15 protein-coding genes and 1 pseudogene are annotated in these 16,459 nt (G+C 54.6%); 10 read left to right on the forward strand and 6 right to left on the reverse strand.

Translation table 11 applies throughout. The annotated features are described in order from the left end of the window. The first annotated feature begins 124 nt into the window (after window positions 1-124). The 6 genes from TURPA_RS00275 (at window position 125) to TURPA_RS00300 (ending at window position 5,642) form a co-directional block, all read left to right on the forward strand. Window positions 125-1,681 carry an NADH-quinone oxidoreductase subunit G gene (locus TURPA_RS00275; protein WP_014801271.1) on the forward strand — a complete coding sequence of 519 codons (1,557 nt, stop codon included), beginning with the start codon at window positions 125-127 and terminating at the stop codon, window positions 1,679-1,681. Continuing rightward, the gene (locus TURPA_RS00280) at window positions 1,681-2,199 is read left to right on the forward strand and encodes a NuoI/complex I 23 kDa subunit family protein (protein ID WP_014801272.1); all 519 of its coding nucleotides are present in this window, start codon (window positions 1,681-1,683) and stop codon (window positions 2,197-2,199) included. The genes TURPA_RS00275 and TURPA_RS00280 overlap by 1 nt, the downstream gene beginning before the upstream one ends. Next, window positions 2,196-3,251, forward strand: a complete 1,056-nt coding sequence (locus tag TURPA_RS24105; RefSeq protein WP_014801273.1) for a M23 family metallopeptidase — start codon at window positions 2,196-2,198, stop codon at window positions 3,249-3,251. The genes TURPA_RS00280 and TURPA_RS24105 overlap by 4 nt, the downstream gene beginning before the upstream one ends. A 29-nt stretch (window positions 3,252-3,280) precedes the next feature. Next, the gene (locus TURPA_RS00290) at window positions 3,281-4,072 is read left to right on the forward strand and encodes a glycosyltransferase family 2 protein (RefSeq protein WP_014801274.1); all 792 of its coding nucleotides are present in this window, start codon (window positions 3,281-3,283) and stop codon (window positions 4,070-4,072) included. After that, window positions 4,069-4,671: a class I SAM-dependent methyltransferase gene (locus TURPA_RS00295; protein WP_014801275.1), complete on the forward strand. Its 603-nt coding sequence runs from the start codon at window positions 4,069-4,071 to the stop codon at window positions 4,669-4,671. The genes TURPA_RS00290 and TURPA_RS00295 overlap by 4 nt, the downstream gene beginning before the upstream one ends. A 71-nt stretch (window positions 4,672-4,742) precedes the next feature. After that, window positions 4,743-5,642, forward strand: coding sequence for a class I SAM-dependent methyltransferase (locus TURPA_RS00300; RefSeq protein WP_157210337.1), 900 nt, complete (start codon window positions 4,743-4,745; stop codon window positions 5,640-5,642). A 31-nt stretch (window positions 5,643-5,673) separates the two neighbouring features. Here the strand turns inward: TURPA_RS00300 and mraY are convergent, their stop codons facing one another. Beyond that, complete coding sequence (gene mraY / locus TURPA_RS00305) at window positions 5,674-6,771, reverse strand: phospho-N-acetylmuramoyl-pentapeptide-transferase (RefSeq protein ID WP_014801277.1); 1,098 nt, start codon at window positions 6,769-6,771, stop codon at window positions 5,674-5,676. A gap of 52 nt (window positions 6,772-6,823) precedes the next feature. Then, window positions 6,824-7,459: a lysoplasmalogenase gene (locus TURPA_RS00310; RefSeq protein ID WP_014801278.1), complete on the reverse strand. Its 636-nt coding sequence runs from the start codon at window positions 7,457-7,459 to the stop codon at window positions 6,824-6,826. 119 nt (window positions 7,460-7,578) lie between these two features. Here TURPA_RS00310 and thrC point away from each other — a divergent pair, with 119 nt between their 5' ends. From thrC to TURPA_RS24110, 4 genes and pseudogenes are all read left to right on the forward strand, one after another. Beyond that, the gene (gene thrC / locus TURPA_RS00315) at window positions 7,579-8,904 is read left to right on the forward strand and encodes a threonine synthase (protein WP_014801279.1); all 1,326 of its coding nucleotides are present in this window, start codon (window positions 7,579-7,581) and stop codon (window positions 8,902-8,904) included. Window positions 8,905-8,913: 9 nt separating this feature from the next. Then, a complete protein-coding gene (locus TURPA_RS00320; protein WP_014801280.1) occupies window positions 8,914-10,137 on the forward strand; it encodes a trans-sulfuration enzyme family protein in 1,224 nt (407 codons plus the stop codon). Between the two features lie 97 nt (window positions 10,138-10,234). Then, window positions 10,235-11,287, forward strand: a pseudogene (locus TURPA_RS23915) (MASE1 domain-containing protein); the annotation flags it as partial. A gap of 72 nt (window positions 11,288-11,359) precedes the next feature. Further along, a complete protein-coding gene (locus TURPA_RS24110; protein WP_281054989.1) occupies window positions 11,360-12,190 on the forward strand; it encodes an ATP-binding protein in 831 nt (276 codons plus the stop codon). Window positions 12,191-12,205: 15 nt separating this feature from the next. On the opposite strand, the gene TURPA_RS00335 is transcribed toward TURPA_RS24110, so the two are convergent. The 4 genes from TURPA_RS00335 to TURPA_RS00350 all read right to left on the reverse strand — a co-directional run bounded on the left by TURPA_RS00335 (window position 12,206) and on the right by TURPA_RS00350 (window position 16,447). Beyond that, window positions 12,206-13,546 carry a TRAP transporter large permease subunit gene (locus TURPA_RS00335; RefSeq protein WP_014801283.1) on the reverse strand — a complete coding sequence of 447 codons (1,341 nt, stop codon included), beginning with the start codon at window positions 13,544-13,546 and terminating at the stop codon, window positions 12,206-12,208. Then, on the reverse strand, window positions 13,543-13,884 hold the full coding sequence (locus TURPA_RS00340) for a protein involved in gliding motility GldC (RefSeq protein ID WP_014801284.1): 342 nt from the start codon (window positions 13,882-13,884) through the stop codon (window positions 13,543-13,545). The genes TURPA_RS00335 and TURPA_RS00340 overlap by 4 nt, the downstream gene beginning before the upstream one ends. 5 nt (window positions 13,885-13,889) lie before the next feature. After that, window positions 13,890-14,501, reverse strand: coding sequence for a hypothetical protein (locus TURPA_RS00345; RefSeq protein WP_014801285.1), 612 nt, complete (start codon window positions 14,499-14,501; stop codon window positions 13,890-13,892). A 65-nt stretch (window positions 14,502-14,566) separates the two neighbouring features. Continuing rightward, window positions 14,567-16,447, reverse strand: a complete 1,881-nt coding sequence (locus TURPA_RS00350) for an adenylate/guanylate cyclase domain-containing protein (RefSeq protein ID WP_014801286.1) — start codon at window positions 16,445-16,447, stop codon at window positions 14,567-14,569. Window positions 16,448-16,459: the final 12 nt, after the last annotated feature.

Below are 16,459 nucleotides of genomic sequence, written 5' to 3' on the forward strand. Positions count from 1 at the left end.
CGACAGAGACCGGAAAAATTGAATTTTCGTCGAAAGCCGTGGGTTGGCAGTTTTCACCCTCACGAACCGGTAGACCGTAAACAACAAGAAATAGACACCCTGATTTCGCTTACGAAAAGTGCCCATGGCTAAAATCTTCGTCGACGGGACCGAATTTGAGGTCGACGAGAAAAAGAACCTGATCGATGCGCTCAAAGAAAAGGGCGTTGAGATACCGCACTTCTGTTACCACTCAAAACTCTCTGTCGTCGGCATGTGCCGCATCTGCCTCATTGAAATCGAAGGCGTGCCCAAGTTTCAGGCGGCCTGCAACACCCCCATTAAAGACGGCATGAAAATCAATGCGTTCGGCGAGAAGATCGTCAAAGCGCGCGAGGGTGTAATGGAATTTTTACTCATCAATCACCCACTCGACTGCCCGGTCTGCGACAAGGCGGGCGAATGCCGCCTGCAAAATTACTCGTTCGCGCTGGGCCACGAGACGACACGATACAAAGAAGAGAAGCGCAATATACCGCAAGAGAAGATCGGCACCAACCTTCTTATCAACCACAACCGTTGTATCCTGTGCTATCGCTGCGTGCGCTTCGACCGTGAAATCGTCGGGGTCAATGACCTTGAAATGCTCGCGCGCGGCAACGACACCATTATTGCGTACACGCCGCCCGAAACATCGGGAGAAAAATCGACATACCTCAACCACAACTACCAGGGCGCGCTCGCCGATATCTGCCCGGTCGGCGCGCTGTTGAACGAAAACACGCTCTTTCAATCCCGTGTTTGGTGGTATGAATCACAAGAATCGCACTGCCATGGCTGTTCGACGCTGTGCAAAGTATCGACTAACGTGAAGAACAACAGCCTTTACCGATACATGCCCACCGCAGCTGCGCCGCAAAGCGGCGAAATCAGCGACGGCATTTTCATCTGCGACTATGGCCGTTTTTCGGGTAAACACTTTTCAACCGACCGGCTGCACCACTACGTCGCGACCGGCGCTCAGGCCACTTCAAAACAGGTGTTACCCGATCTCGCGGAGAAGATTGCAGCGGCCCGAAGTATTCTTGTACTCGGCGGTGCAACTGAATGCACCGACGACGTCGATTCGGTCGCGGCCGCAATCGGCGAATGGCGCGCCGCAGGCAAACAGGTCAAATGGGATTTTAGGTCTACTGCGGCTGCCTTCGAGAATCGTGCCGGCTACGACTTCTTGCTTAGCGGCGATTTGCGCCCGAACGCAAAATACCTGCGAGACAAGGGTGCAACCGAGCTCACGAATTTTGTTGCATTACAATCGGAAATCCGCAACGTTGATCTTGTGATTGTCATTAATGAACTTTCTGCACCTTATGCGTACCAGATTGCCGGCGCGGACGAGCACAGCGCGCATGTCGCGGGGCTTGAAATTGCTGCCGCCGTCGAAGAGACTCAGCTATTCAAGACCATTGAAGGCGAAGCGGCGTGGGTAAAAACCGCGGTTTTCACAACGCACCACAATTCTGCAGCACTGCGCGCGGCGCTCGCAGTTCCGGTGCTGGCGTTTCCCGAACATGAGGGTCGGTATGTCGATAAGAACGGCGTGACGAAAACTACAACTGCGGTGCTGAAGCCCGTGCAGGGTCTGCAGTCTGTGGGCCAGGTTCTCTCACGCCTCAAGACACCAGTGGGAGCGACAGTCTAATGGCAACGATTCAGGTTCATAAGAAGTACGCTTTCAGATGGTACGAGAAGTTTTACTTCATGTCGATTTCTGCCGGCATGTGGGTAACCCTCAAGCACTTTCTGAAATCCGCATTTCTTCGCCGCATGGTCACGGTTTCATACCCTGAAAAAAAACTGCCGCTGTCATCGCGTTTTCGCGGCCTGCACCGGCTCAAGCGCAATGAAAAAGGCCAGGAGCGCTGCACCGCCTGCTATTGCTGCCAGTGGGTTTGCCCTGCCGATGCGATTCAGATCGTCGCCGCCGAAGTCACTCCTGAAAGGCAATACCTGCACCCCGAAGACAAATACGCAAAGTCGTTTCAGGTAGACCTGCTGCGCTGCATCTACTGCGGGCTGTGTGAAGAAGCCTGCCCCAAAGGCGCCATCTATCTCGACGGCGGTATGCCGATGCCGGCAGACAGCCGCGACGGCCTCATTCTCGACAAAGCGAAAATGATGGAAACCGAAGGTGGCAAAATTCTCGGGGAACGCAATTGACGATTCGCCAGCGCATTGAAAAGCGCGCAGCTGCGGTGCGCAAAAGGCTGCGCGAAAAAGGTAACGAGCGTATCACCTTCTTGGTGATTCCGCACAACGATAAGGCGATCGTCAATATGCAGCTCAGTAATTATGTTATTGCGCTCGCCATATTTTCGCTGATATTCGTGATCGTCGCCTCGGTATTTGCCGTGAGCCTGCAGCGCAACATTCAGGTTGAGGCCGACCAACTGCAAGACCGTGACCGCGCCTACGTCAACGAGCGTGAGCTCTACGTACAGAAATACCATGAAATGGTCGTACAGCAAGACTTCTTTAAAAAACAATTTGTCAAAGTCATTAAGCAGGCAAAGCTGCACGAGGGCGACCAGCCCGTTTTTCTCGACAATGATATTCTGCACGACAGCGCCGTGCAGATGCTCGACGCTGAAGGCGAAGATTTTGCGCGCAGCCTCAGCTACAAAGAAAACCGCACAGTTAAATTTCTCAATTTCGAGACGACACTGAAAATCGCGCAGGGCCAGTCACAAGAAGAAGGGTTCTACTTCTACCCCGAGATCACGCTTTACCGCAAACTTAAGCTCGACCTCAACCAGACGCGAAATGCCGTTACGATGCTGCAGCAGCTTCTGAAAGAACGCGAAGTGGTGCAGCAGGCATTACCCTACTACTGGCCCCTCGCCGGCGGACACTTCACTTCGTTTTTCGGCGGGCGAATCTCGCCCTTCGGGCACAGCAAAGACTTTCACACCGGGGTCGACCTCGCGGACGCGACAGGCACGCCGATCTATGCAGCGGCAGACGGCCGCGTCATCGGCTGCGGCTACAGCGGCGGTTATGGCCTCGCGGTCAAAATATCGCACCCGTTCGGTTTTCAGACACTCTATGGCCACATGAGCAGCCTCTATGCCGCCTGTGGCAGTTATGTCAGAAAGGGGCAGACCATCGGCCGCGTCGGCTCTACCGGCCGCGCCACAGGGCCGCATCTGCACTACGAGGTTCGCATCATGGATCACCCGGTGAACCCAATGCCGTATCTGACAAGCGGCTGACGCCGCTTGCCAGATACGGCGCAAGCATTATGAAAATTTCAGCCTGCATCATCGGTCTTAACGAAGAGCAGAACATTGAGGATTGTCTTCTGTCACTTGCCGGCGTCGCTGATGAAATCATCTTTGTCGACAGCCATTCGACCGACAAAACAATCTCCCTCGTAAAACAATTCACAAAAAAAATCTTTTACCGCAAATTCGACAACTATGTCGCGCAGAAGAACTTTGCCGCGAGCAAAGCCAGATTCGACTGGATACTCAACCTCGACTGCGACGAACGCCTCAGCCCCGAACTGCGCGATTCAATTCTGGCCTTGAAGAGCAGTGGCACCGACAAGGCGGGCTTTCGCTTCAACCGCCTGACCTGGTACCTTTACCGCTTCATCAGGCATTCGGGCTGGTACCCCGACGACAAGGTAAGGCTCTATAACCGTCGCCTCGCTGAGTGGCAGGGCGACAAAGTGCACGAGATCATCAACACGCCGCCCGAAAAAACCGGCAAACTCACGGGCGACCTGCTGCACTACTCTTTTCGTAATATCGACGACCACCTGAAAACCATACGCAACTACTCAGAGCTCGCGGCGCAGGCGATGCACGCACGCGGCCGCCGCGTATCGCTACCCGGCGTGTTCTTTCGCTCTGGCTGGGTAATTGTGCGCAAATTCTTCTTCGAGCTCTCATTTCTCGATGGCACGGCGGGCATTATTATCACGTACTATTCGGCAGTGGCGACCTTCACGAAGTACGTGAAGCTCTATGTTTTGAATAAGCAGGCCCGCACCGCTCAGCTGAACCGGCCGCAAGGCCGTGTGCAATGATTAACCAATCAGTCTGGGATAACCACTATACGCGCGACCGCTCGCGGCAGCAGTTTCCCGATGAGAATGTCGTGCGCGTGCTGCGCAAGAATTTTGCCGGCAAGCAGCATGCGGTCAGTCTCGATTTGGGCACTGGCAGCGGTCGACACCTGCCGCTTCTCGTGCAGCATTTTGAGAAGGTTGTTGCATGCGATTTTTCGCGCGAAAGCCTCGTGATAGCAGCGGGCAGCGAGGTAACTGCCGCTCAGGCTGCCCTGCCCAATCTGCCTTTTGCGGCCGAATCGTTTGATTTTGTTCTCTGCTGGGGCGTTCTGCACTATCTGCAGTCTGCCGACGTGCCCCGAGCGGTTTCTGAAATTCTGCGCATCTTAAAACCGGGTGGGCAGGTTTTTCTCACATTAAGGTCTGACTCTGACACTCACCTGAAGGCACAGCTCCGATCGGGTGACCTCGCAACCGGGCATGCCGAACTCTTCACCAAGAGTGTGGCAGTCGCGCTTTTTCAACATTTCTCGAAAACCACGTATGGCTATATCGCACGGCAGCCGCTGGGTGAAGAGGGCCTCGTCGCACACCACATGATTCTTGCCGAAAAATGAAAGCCAAACGGCATAAAAAACCAACGGTGAAAAAAACGACCTGTCCCGTTTGCGGCTCAGCGAACACCGCTTTGAAATATCGCATCAAGCGGCATGGCTTCGACGTTTTTGCCTGCGCTGACTGCCACTCTGAATTTCAGCATCCTTTTCCCCAGAACGCCGACGCTTATTACGACGAGGGCTATTACACCGGCACGTCTGCCTTCAACTACCAGGACGAACGCAAGCAAGAGTATTACCACAACTTCGTACACCATGCCCGCATAAAAACGATAAAGCGATTTTGTAACGGTGGCAACAGCCCTGTTACAAGAATCAATGCTTCGGTTGCTCAGCGGCCGAAGCTTCTTGATGTTGGCTGTGCGTTCGGGACATTCGTGCGCGCGGCGGCTAAATCTTTCGAGGCCACCGGCCTTGACGTCTCAGGGTTTGCGGTTGATGAGGGCAATAAGATCAACGCGGCGCAAAACAATCCTGCCCGCCTCTGGCAGGGTGATCTGACGCACCTGCCCCGATCGAAGGTCGCCCGCGAGACTTTTTCCCCAGGCAGTTTTGCGGCCATTACACTGATCGAAGTTGCCGAGCATCTCAGCGTACCGCGCGAATCATTTGCCGAAGCCTATCGCCTGCTCGCACCGGGCGGCGTGCTCGTGATTCAAACGGCGAACTTTGAAGGCTGGCAGGCCGTCAGGGGTGGTGCAGACTACCACTATTACCTTCCCGGGCACCTGGTCTATTACACGGCGACCGGCCTCAAGACCCTGCTCGCGCAAATTGGCTTTCGCGAGTTCAGAGAATTTTATCCGGTTGATTTTTCCCTGTGCGCTAAATGGCGCAAAGCCTGGGGGGATATAAAAACGTTCAGCGACCTCGGTCGATACTGGAAAATGTCGCTCTACCACCTGAAGTCTAAGATGCGCTGGCGCGGCCGGCCGCTGACGAGTAGCTACGTGCTTTATGCACGCAAATAAATCTGCGGCAGGCGCAGATTTATTTGCGTGCTCATAATATTTTCAGGCTCGAAACAGATATCAACGCCAGCAGAATACCGACGATCCAGAAGCGAATCACGACTTTATTCTCATGCCAGCCGCCGAGTTCAAAGTGGTGGTGCAATGGCGCCATACGAAAGATACGTTTTTGGCGCAGCTTGTAAGAGCCTACCTGTAAGATTACGCTGAGAGCCTCGGCGACAAAAATGCCGCCGAGAATCATGAGCAGAATTTCACGGTGAATTAAAATCGCGGTCATGCCGATTGAACCACCGATCGCGAGAGAGCCCGTATCGCCCATAAAAACTTCTGCCGGGTGCGCGTTAAACCAGAGAAACCCGACACATGCCCCTGCAAGCGCGGCCAAAAAGACAGAAACTTCGTTCGCCTCGGGCACATGCACCAGAAGCAGGTAACGCGTAATCTCATCGAGACCGGTAATGTACGCGATCAGCGCCAGCGTCACGATGACCACAACCGAGATGCCGGCGGCAAGGCCGTCGAGCCCATCGGTAAGGTTCACCGCATTACTCGTGCCCACGACCACGAACATCCAGAACAGCACGGCGAAAACACCCATGTTAAACAGCGGATTTTTCATAAACGGCAGGTAGAGATTCGTCGCCTGCTCGGGCGCGCCTTTCGCCGTATATGGAAACATATACACCAGTATCGCAAACCCCAGCGCTATGACGATTTGCCAGAAGAACTTTGTACGCGCCTTCATGCCGCCGCTGATCTTGAGCACCGACTTGCTGTAATCGTCTATAAAGCCGACGGCACTCAGCGCGAGCGTGCCGAGCCAAACGAGCATCACATAAAGGTTGCTCAGGTTACCCCAGAGCAGAATTGAAATGCTCATGCTCGCCATGATGAGCATACCCCCCATCGTGGGGGTGCCCGCTTTGCTCTGGTGCGATTCGGGGCCGTCGTTTCTGACAGACTCGCCGAAACGCAACCTGCGCAGAAAACGAATAAAGCGCGGCCCGAAAAAATAGGCAAGCAGCAGCGCGGTGATCGCCGCGGCAACGAGCCTAAACGAGGTATAGTTGAAAATTCTAAACCACGAAACCTGCTTTTGTAACGGAGTTAAGAGCAGCTGTAACACGGGTTTGCTTAAAATCAGGGCATACGATGAAAATGAAAATACACCCTTCTCGCTATGCTAGATCCGCCTGTTCTTTCAAGACGCCGGTCACGATCAGGTATTGCGCAAGGTAATAGGTCGCCATAATCGCGTAACGCGCCCAGACAAAGGGGGAGTAAAATTTGTTCAGCGCCAATATGCTGTCAGAGATTACAAAGGCTATTGCCCCGGCTACCACTGTGAGGTTGAGACTTGACCTGTGCAGCGAGGTCACAAGCATCGAGGCAATCACGCTGATATAAAGCGCGACCGGCAGCTGCATCGGCCCGAGATGGGGCCACAAGAATAGCGCCATGCCCACGGGAAAGCTGAGCGCCAATAGCGTGGCGAAGGCCAAGCTACGACGAAACCTCGCGCCTTTGAGAAAGAGCACCACATAGAAAACATGCGCCGTCAGAAACGAAACAAGTCCGGCGATAAAGCTGCCTTCAAATACTAAATCGAGAATGACATCGCCTGCGCCAGAGAAGAAAATCGCCGCGACGAGCAAACCCCTGCCGGCAAAGCGTGGCGCCTGCAGCGTCGCCCAAATGAGCAGCAGAATGGGCGCAACCTTGGGCACAAAACTGCCGCCGTATGGCGCCCACGGCAACGTCGCGATAAACGTGAGTGCGAGCACTGCAAAGGCGAGGCGATAACCCAATCTCATTTGCCAACATTACCACCGCCAAAGCCACAGCAAAGCCTTTTCGCTGATCGCGGGTTGCACGGCAGGTCGCGCATCTTGTTAACTTCTTGTCCGCACGTTTCGGGGCGAAACTTGCGCATGTGTCCCAAGCCTGGTTTCAAAGTATAAATCCGCAATACACAGACAGGTATGCGCTCGACCAGATTATCTATCGCTGCCCCGGTTCAGGCGATCTGCTCGAGGTGCGCCATGACATGGACGCGCTCAAGAAGAAATCGGCTCAGGACTGGCGTGACCTCTTTGAAAGCCGCTGGCGCTCGCAGAATAAGGCCGACGCCTCGGGCATCTGGGGCAAACGCGAATGGGTTTTGCCCGAGTTGCCCGTTGAAGATATTGTAACGCTCGGCGAAGGCGCAACAGCGCTTTTTTCGGGCGCCGAACTTTCGCGGCAATTTGCACACCAGGATATCTTTGTAAAACTCTGCGGTAACAGCCACACGGGTTCGTTTAAAGACCTCGGCATGACGGTGCTCGTCTCGCAGGTGAACCACATGATCAAAAAGGGTGCGCCGATTCGCGCGATCGCCTGCGCCTCGACGGGTGACACTTCGGCTGCGCTCGCCGCGTACGCGGCGTATGCGGGTATCTTGAGCGTCATACTTTTGCCGAAGAACAAGATCTCACTCGCGCAGCTGATGCAGCCGATCGCAAACGGTTCTCTCGTGCTCGCACTCGACACCGACTTCGACGGCTGCATGGAGATTGTGCAGCAGCTCACCCTGGAGAAAGACATCTACCTGGCCAATTCGATGAACAGTCTGCGCATCGAAGGTCAGAAGACTGTGGGCATCGAAGTTGCGCAACAACTCGGTTGGCAACTTCCCGATTGGTTCATAATTCCCGGCGGTAACCTCGGCAATGTTTCGGCGCTCAGTGCGGGCCTCAAGATGCTCTATGAACTCGGCCTCGTGAACTCATTGCCGCGCATTGCGGTGGCACAGGCCGAAGCGGCCAACCCTCTCTACCTCGCGTCAAAAAACGGCTTCAAAGATTTTCAGCCTATCACGGCGAAAGAGACAGCGGCGTCTGCAATCCGCATCGGCAACCCGATCTCGGTCAAAAAGGCGATCGCTACGCTCAAAGAGTTTGGCGGCGTCGTTGAACAGGCGTCAGAACGCGAGCTCGCTGATGCTGCGGCGCTCGGCGACAAGGCGGGTTTATTGGTCGACCCCCATACAGGTGTTGCGCTGGCGGCGTTCAAAAAGCTGAAGGCCGCCGGAGTGATTCGCGAACACGAATCGGCCGTCGTGATTTCGACGGCTCACGGCCTCAAGTTTGCCGATTTCAAAATCAACTACCATTCCCCAGAATCGACTGCGCCGCATAAAAATCTGCCGGTTGATCTGAAGCCAACGCTCGGTGCCGTGAAAGATGCGGTGGCGGCGTTTCTCGACAAGAAAAAATAAAAACAAACAATGCGAAAAGACAGAAACAAGATTTTACCCGCAAGCGGGGTTTCAACCCGGTCGATTCATGCAGGCCACGACAATACACGCGACCCGCACCAGCCGCTGATCACTCCTGTTTACCAGACGGCGAGCTATGCATTCGACGAGGTCGCGGGCCTGTGGGCGTATTACGACAAGAAGTCTGACCGCCTCGCCGAATATGCGCGTTATGGCACGCCGACGCAGCGCGCCCTCGAAGAGACCCTGATGTCGCTTGAGTCGGCAGAAGACTGCATCGTCATGTCGAGCGGCATGAATGCCATCGCAACGGCGATTTGCGGGCTACTCGGCCAGGGCGACCACATGGTGTCGCTGCGCGAAGGCTACCGGGGCACCTTTAAACTCTTTGACCAGCACCTCGCCCGCTTTGGCATCGGCATCAGTTATTCAGGTGTTTCGCTTGAAGCGATTCAAGCGGCCTGCACCGAAAAGACAAAATTGATTTTTGTCGAAGTACCGACCAACCCATACCTGCGCCTCGTCGATATCGAAGCTCTGGTGAAATTCGCGCGTGGCAGAGGCATCTACACTCTCGTCGATGCAACCTTCGCTTCACCGATGAATTTTAATGCCCTCAGGCAGGGCGCCGACCTCGTGACGCATTCGCTGACGAAATTTCTGAACGGTCACAATGACGTTATCGCGGGTGCGGTTCTGGGGTCGAAGGAGCTGATCGAAAAAGCCAGGTCATTTCGCAACCTCTTCGGTAGCAACCCTGACCCGCACCAGTGTTACCTGATTTCGCGCGGCATTAAATCGTTTGGCGTACGCATGCGCGAGCATAATCGATCAGCGCTCGAGATTGCCCGTTTTCTCGAAAAGCAGCCCCAGATTGAAAAGGTCTGGTACCCGCTGCTTGAATCGCACCCCGACCATGCGCTCGCAAAAAAAACGCTGGCCGGCGGTGGCGGCATCGTCTCATTTCAGGTAAAGGGAAAAGACGGTTCGCAGAGCGCGGGGCTTAAAGCGTCGACCCAGGTCGTTGAAGCGCTGAAACTTGCAACAATCGGCGCCTCACTCGGCGGTGTCGAATCATTGGTGCACCAGCCATCGGTCATGAGCTACGCCGATATGGATGCCGACGCCAGACTCAAAGAGGGCATCTACGACAACCTGATCAGATTCTCGGTGGGGCTAGAAGACACCGCCGATTTGATCGCAGACCTTCAGCAGGCGCTCGCCACGCTCTAACACAAGAGTTTCTGCTTGCCCCCGCAGCGGCGGCGTGTACTCTTGGGTCATCAATAAAAGAGTACAAAATGCCTTTTACGTTCTCGAGATCTTGCTGGTGGCAACCGCGTATATTGCGGGCGCGCAGCTTGGCTTTTTTCTGGCGTTCTTGCATTCGCAGGTTTCCCCCGTCTGGCCGCCAGAAGGTATTTCGCTGGCACTGGTACTTTTGCGCGGCTATCGAATTGCTCCCGGCGTGCTTGCTGGTGCGTTTCTCGCAAATTACCTGCATAATCCGCACCTGCCGACTGCGGCCCTGATCGCGGCCGGTAACACCAGCAGTGTGCTGCTCGCGGCGTATTTCATACAAAAATACAGCGGCAGGGCAAATCCGTTTACACGCGTGCGCAGCGTTCTGATTTTTCTGACCGTCGGCACCATGCCCGGCGCAGCGGTGAGTGCATTCACGGGCGTCACGTCACTGCGCGCATTTGGTTTTGTGCCGCCAGAAACCTACTGGCGGGTGATGCTCACCTGGTGGACAGGCGAAATGCAGGGGCTCATTATCGTGGCGCCGTTCGTCTATACCTGATCGAAGCTGCCGGCAATCCGCTGGTCATTCGACCGCAGTATCGAAGCACCTGTACTCATTTCATCCCTCGTGGCGCTCTCGTACGCTGTCTTTCGCGCCGGCTTTGACCTGACATATCTGCCGATTCCGTTCATCATCTGGGCGATCTTTCGCTTCAAGATGCACGGAGCGGTCAGCGCAATCATCATCTTGTCGTTCGCTTCGATCTATTACACGATCAGGCAGCAGGGACCTTTCGCCATTATGCGCGGCGACCAATTGTCGATAAACGACTCACTGCTATTGCTCGAACTGTACATCGGGGTCTTTACCGTCATGACGATGGTGCTCGCCGCGACAATTCAGGAGCGTGAAGACTACCTCGTCGCTGAGAGAAACTATGCCACTATTAAGGCCAAGGGTGAATTTCTGATCACGCTCAGCCATGAAATTCGCACGCCGCTCAACGGGGTAATCGGCGCAACAGAGCTCATCAAAACCACCAAGCTGAGCGCAGAACAGCAAAAATATGTCGAGACCCTTTCGGGTACTGCGCACACGCTGGCGAGCCTGGTGAACAACGTGCTCGATTATTCGAAACTCGAGGCAGGCAAGCTGCACCTCGAAACGATAGCCTTCGACCCGTCTGCAATGCTCGCCGAAATCAAGAGCATGTTCGCCAATGCCGCCGAAAGAAAAGGTTTATCGTTCAGCATCAAGAGCTCTGGCCTGCCCGCCGCAGTTCAGGGCGACCCGCTCAGAATTACACAGATTCTGATGAACCTGTCAGCAAATGCTCTACGCTTCACCGAGAAAGGCTCGGTCACTGTCGAGGCTCTCTACCGCGATGGCGCGTGTACATTCAGTGTCACAGACACGGGTATAGGCATGCGCAGAGAAGAGCGCGAACGCCTGTTTATGCCGTTTCAACAGGCAAAGCGTGAAACTGCCAGAAAATTCGGCGGCACCGGGCTTGGGCTTTCGATTAGCGCCCACCTGGCAGAACTCATGCAATCGCACATCGACGTCGAAAGCACCGAAGGCAAGGGCTCGAGCTTTCGTTTCAAGGTGTCTCTGCCCGAAACGAATGCCAGTGCCATTGCGGCGAATGCCGAGTCAGAGGTCGATGCGGCATTCGCGCAGAGAATTCCATTGCGTATTCTTGTCGTCGACGACACCGATGTGAACCGCATGCTCACGATCGCGATGCTCGAAAAACTCGGGTTTCAGAATATCGGTGAATGCGACGACGGCTTTAAAGCAGTCGATGCAATTCTGACGGGCGCCTACGACGTCGTTCTGCTCGACGTGCAGATGCCCGGCATGGACGGCACCGAAGTTGCGCGGCTCGTTAAAGACCGCATGCGCAAGCCACCCCGGCTTGTCGCGGTTACCGGCAATGTCGAAACCGAAGACCGGCAGACTTACCTGAAGACCATGGACGACTACATACCAAAGCCGTTTACCTTTGCGATGCTGATGGCGGCTCTCAGCCGCGCCTGAGGCGATATTTGCGGGTCAGCGCCACCAAAGGCTGAGCCACGGCACATAGGTTATCAGCAGCTGCGCCAGTATCAAAGCGACAAGATAGGGGATTATCGACTTATAAACTTCGCTCATAGGCTTCTGAAAGCGCAGTGAACTCAGAAAAAGATTTAATCCTACCGGTGGGGTGAGATAGCCGATCTCGAGATTCGTCAGAAAAATAATGCCCAGGTGCAGCATCGGAATCTGATAACTTTCTGCGATCGGAATAATCAGCGGTGAAATGACGATAATGGCCGAGAAAATATCCATCAATGCGCCGACGATCAGCAGAAAGATATTCAGCAGCATGAGAAACGTCAGAGGCGAGTGAATGTACTGGCTGATAAAGGCAAACATCTTGCCGGGTAGCGCGTCGTAGAGCAGTGCGTTCGTCAGAATCATCGCGAAAAAGATGATCATGATGATTGAGCCGACCATCGCAATCGCTTCTTCAAATACCTGCACGAGCTTAGACCAGCCGATCTCGCGAAAGATAAAAACTTCGAGTACCAGGTAATAGAGCAGAAAAAATACGCCGAGCTCTGTGATTACCATGAAGCGCGAGTGCATCAGCACGTAGAGCAGCGGAATCGCCGCGAGCTCTGCGCCGAGCTTTATCGCGTCACGCGCAGAAAACACCGCTGCATCGAGCTGTACTTTGAGTTCGCTCGCCTGCGCTGCCGTCTTTGCGGTGAACGAATGCAGCAGCACAACCGTCGCCAGCGCCAGCAGCAGCACAAGGCCCGGCAACAGACCCGAGCGGTAGAGTTCGTTGATGTCGGCCTTGTTTTCGCTCATGATACCAAAGAGCATTACCGGCAGGCTGGGGCTGAAGAGCAGACCAATTGAGCCAGAGGCCGTAATGAGGCCGACGGCCCTCTGATTAGAATAACCGACACCCGTCAAAATCGGCAACAGAATGCCGCCGATCGCGACGATCGTGACGCCAGAAGCACCGGTCAGGGGCGTGAAAAGAGCGGCGATAAAAATGCACACAACACCCAGACCAAAAGTGCCCACCGAGCCGACCCGACGCACTGCGATGAGGTACAGGTTAATCACCCGCTTTGCAAAATTTGAATGCGCAATGAGATAGCCCGTGAGCGTAAAATAAGGAATCGTCAGAAAAAGTGCGCTTTGATCCCCGGTTAATTTAGCGAGCGGGTCGCTGAATATGACTGTCATTTGTCGGGTCATGTCGGCAAAACTATCGGTACCAATTGCCGCAGCGTTCGTCTGCTGGTAGATCGTGCCGAGAGTACCCAGACCGATAAAGAGCGGCATGCCGAAGAGCAGAGCCGCAATGCAGAGAAGTGACAGCGCGAGCGTCATGAATCTTGCAGAAGTTTTACGTGTTTGCCGAATTCGCGGCTGAAATTGCGCACGAGCTGCGCTGCTTCTTTGTCTTGAGTGGCACGATCAAGCACATCGGCCATTTTCTTGAGGGATTGATAGAAGAAAATATTCATGTCACCGACGAGCATCTCTTTTGTCCACAAGTCGATACCGAGCGTGGTTTTTTCGCTGCCGCTGAAAAGCGAGAGCATGAATGCATCGGCTTTTTCTTCGCCGTTCGATGCTCCCGGGGCAAGCCAGCTGATCGATTCGGGAATAGCGTCTTTGTCGAGCCCTACCCTGATAATAATTTCTTTTTTCTCTGTGTCTGACATGTAACCTACTTCTTCTTTTTGTTCTGCTCGCTGAGTATCTTCAGCGCCTGCTCGCGTGTAATCTTCTTTCGCAGCACCACCTGATAACTGACCCTGAAATCTTTGGGCACAATTTCCGTTTTGGCAAACTGCAGCTGCCAGCGTGTAATATCGTCGCTCATAATCTTGTCGGTCTCTTTCATAATCGACGGTTTCGACTGCCGAACGCGATAGGGTTTGCCGGTCGTCGGGTAGAGTTCTACGCGAATCTGCCCTTCTTGCAGACTATTCACCATGTCGAATTTGCGAAATTCTTCAGCAATCGCCTGATCGCCTGCGAGGTCTTCTTTGACGCTGATATTTTCATTAAACGCGATTTGCTTGCGGGTAAAGCCGTCAGAGGTTACGAAGACGCGAAACACCTCTTCGTTTTCCGCGGGCCGGTTAAAGAAGGCCTCGCGCATTTCTGCAACCTCGGCATCTGAGGGGTAACCTGCATGAGCCACATCGGCCTTGATCGGTTGGTTCGCAACGAGCGCCGAAGTTGCGCCCGCTGCCGAGGGCACTGAACCCTCTCCCGTTGATTTACATGCCAGAACAAATGCCGCAAGTGCGAACGCGAGAACCGTAAAACGCATACAATAGCGACTTGAATGCGCTTTGCAGCGTCAAATCAAAACAGGGCAGTAGCCGACGAGGTTTTTCAGGCAATACGCACGACAGGTATCTGCAGAGGTGCGCTTGTCCAGGTTGCGCTGAACGGCTTCAGTTCTGGCTGCAGTCTCTCTGCGCGCAGGTACTCCGCCACGCGCTTATCTTGCGCGAATTCTGCACTGTAGGCGATTTCGCGCGCGCCCGCCATTTGCTGCAGCTTGGCCGCGAAATTTACGGTATTACCAAAATAGTCGATGCCATTATTCAGGTTCACAGCCAGGCATGGCCCGCTGTGAATGCTGACCCGCAGCAGCACGGCGCCGGTCGCCGGGTCTCCATTGAATTCGCGCTGTAATTCGACAGCGGCCCTGATGCACTGCAGGGCGTCGGCAAATGCGACCATCGCCGAATCGCCGATGGTCTTAACAACCGCGCCGTTGTTGCGCCGAATCACTTCGTAAGTGCGCTGAAAGTGGCGGCGCACTGCGGTGAACGCTTCGCCGTCGCCGCTCTTCAGGTAGAGCGCAGTCGAGCCAACAATGTCGGTGAAGAGAATATTCTGCGTGCCGAGCTCGATCTTCAGACCTTCAGCCAGCGTCTGGCTGCCGAACAGATCGCGAAACGTCTGCAGCCCGAAAATTTCGGCGGGCCTGAGCGCGTCGTTGTCTTCGTCTTTGCGCTCGATGACGAGCGTCAGTGGCGCGGGTGTCTCGTTCGCAAACACAAAGTCGGGCTGAGGCGCAGTGCTGAGCTGCGGTAGGCCTGTTTTCAGAGCGAGTTTTTTCTCAGAGCCCGCACCGACTGATATCTGCGTATAGCGGTTGTCGCCGATAACGCGCGCCCGGTATTCTCCGTTATCAAAATCGGTGTTGAGCTCGACCGTTGTCTGCGGCAAAACCCGGCGCTGAAGGTAGATATGTCTTTTTGTCGCCGGTTCGGCCGCGCAAAAAAACTTTTTCTCAACCTTACGAATTTCAGGGTTCACCTGAAAAATGACTTCGAGATTGCCGATTTCAGAAGTCGAAAAATTAATGTCGCAGACATCGCAGCGTTCTTCTTGCGGCAGGTCTCCCAGCGAGCCGACTGACTTTCTCACCCCGCGGCAGTGCGGGCAGGTGACATCCCACGACAGGGCAAGAATACCGGCATGCGTCGCATAGAGCGAAGTCTTGAGCACTTGCTCAAGCGGCCGCGACAGTTGCCTTGCCAGCATTTTGGGTTTTAGCCGCGTCAGCTCTTCTTCGGGCGCTTCGACGATATGCTTAGCAAGCGCGTGCAGATCTTCGCTATTGCCACCTGCCTCGACCGCACGCTTAACCAGCGCCTCAAGCCGCGCTTCGTGTTCTGCGTCGACGGGTTTCTCTTCTGGCGCGGTTTCAGCGTAGATTGCGCGCTGGCGCGATTCAAAATCGCGGCGCGTATGAATCGCTTCGGTAATTTTCTTAAGCGCACGCTCGTAATCTTTTCGCAGGCGCGGCATTGCGACCTTGAGCAGCAGACGCGCCCACCACGTTCGCGGCACCCAGCCGAAGTAGACATAAAAATCTGTCGCATTACCGTTCGGCACCAGCAGGTAACGGCTGCGCACATAGGTGGCGAAACCCTTCGAATAGATGCGTGCATTATTCAGGCCCTTATGGTATTCCCATTCCCAGGGAACCTCTTCCCATTCAGAAAGAATGCCTGCGTTGACCGAACTGCCGAAAAGCCGGCCATCTTTTTCGACATAGGTCATGCGCGGCAGGGCGAGCAATTTGTTAAAGGTGGATGTATCAATGAGAAAAGGCCATAGGTCTGCCACAGCCTCTGGCAGTGAAAATTTCCACAGAAAATTCTGCGGCCTTGTCGAACCCGTCTCAGTCTTCTGCCACGGATACCGATCGAGAAACTCTTTCAACGTAATGGTGGGCGTAGTTATGTTTGCCGGCATGCGCGACTAATT

Source organism: Turneriella parva DSM 21527 (assembly GCF_000266885.1).
Taxonomy (GTDB): domain Bacteria; phylum Spirochaetota; class Leptospiria; order Turneriellales; family Turneriellaceae; genus Turneriella; species Turneriella parva.

What these genes read in the sequence shown, in the direction of transcription:
- TURPA_RS00275 (WP_014801271.1), top strand. Translation starts at nt 125, where the DNA reads ATGGCTAAAATCTTCGTCGACGGGACCGAATTTGAGGTCGACGAGAAA.
- TURPA_RS00280 (WP_014801272.1), top strand. Translation starts at nt 1,681, where the DNA reads ATGGCAACGATTCAGGTTCATAAGAAGTACGCTTTCAGATGGTACGAG.
- TURPA_RS00290 (WP_014801274.1), top strand. Translation starts at nt 3,281, where the DNA reads ATGAAAATTTCAGCCTGCATCATCGGTCTTAACGAAGAGCAGAACATT.
- TURPA_RS00295 (WP_014801275.1), top strand. Translation starts at nt 4,069, where the DNA reads ATGATTAACCAATCAGTCTGGGATAACCACTATACGCGCGACCGCTCG.
- TURPA_RS00310 (WP_014801278.1), bottom strand. Translation starts at nt 7,459, where the DNA reads ATGAGATTGGGTTATCGCCTCGCCTTTGCAGTGCTCGCACTCACGTTT.
- TURPA_RS00320 (WP_014801280.1), top strand. Translation starts at nt 8,914, where the DNA reads ATGCGAAAAGACAGAAACAAGATTTTACCCGCAAGCGGGGTTTCAACC.
- TURPA_RS24110 (WP_281054989.1), top strand. Translation starts at nt 11,360, where the DNA reads ATGTTCGCCAATGCCGCCGAAAGAAAAGGTTTATCGTTCAGCATCAAG.
- TURPA_RS00335 (WP_014801283.1), bottom strand. Translation starts at nt 13,546, where the DNA reads ATGACGCTCGCGCTGTCACTTCTCTGCATTGCGGCTCTGCTCTTCGGC.
- TURPA_RS00340 (WP_014801284.1), bottom strand. Translation starts at nt 13,884, where the DNA reads ATGTCAGACACAGAGAAAAAAGAAATTATTATCAGGGTAGGGCTCGAC.
- TURPA_RS00345 (WP_014801285.1), bottom strand. Translation starts at nt 14,501, where the DNA reads ATGCGTTTTACGGTTCTCGCGTTCGCACTTGCGGCATTTGTTCTGGCA.
- TURPA_RS00350 (WP_014801286.1), bottom strand. Translation starts at nt 16,447, where the DNA reads ATGCCGGCAAACATAACTACGCCCACCATTACGTTGAAAGAGTTTCTC.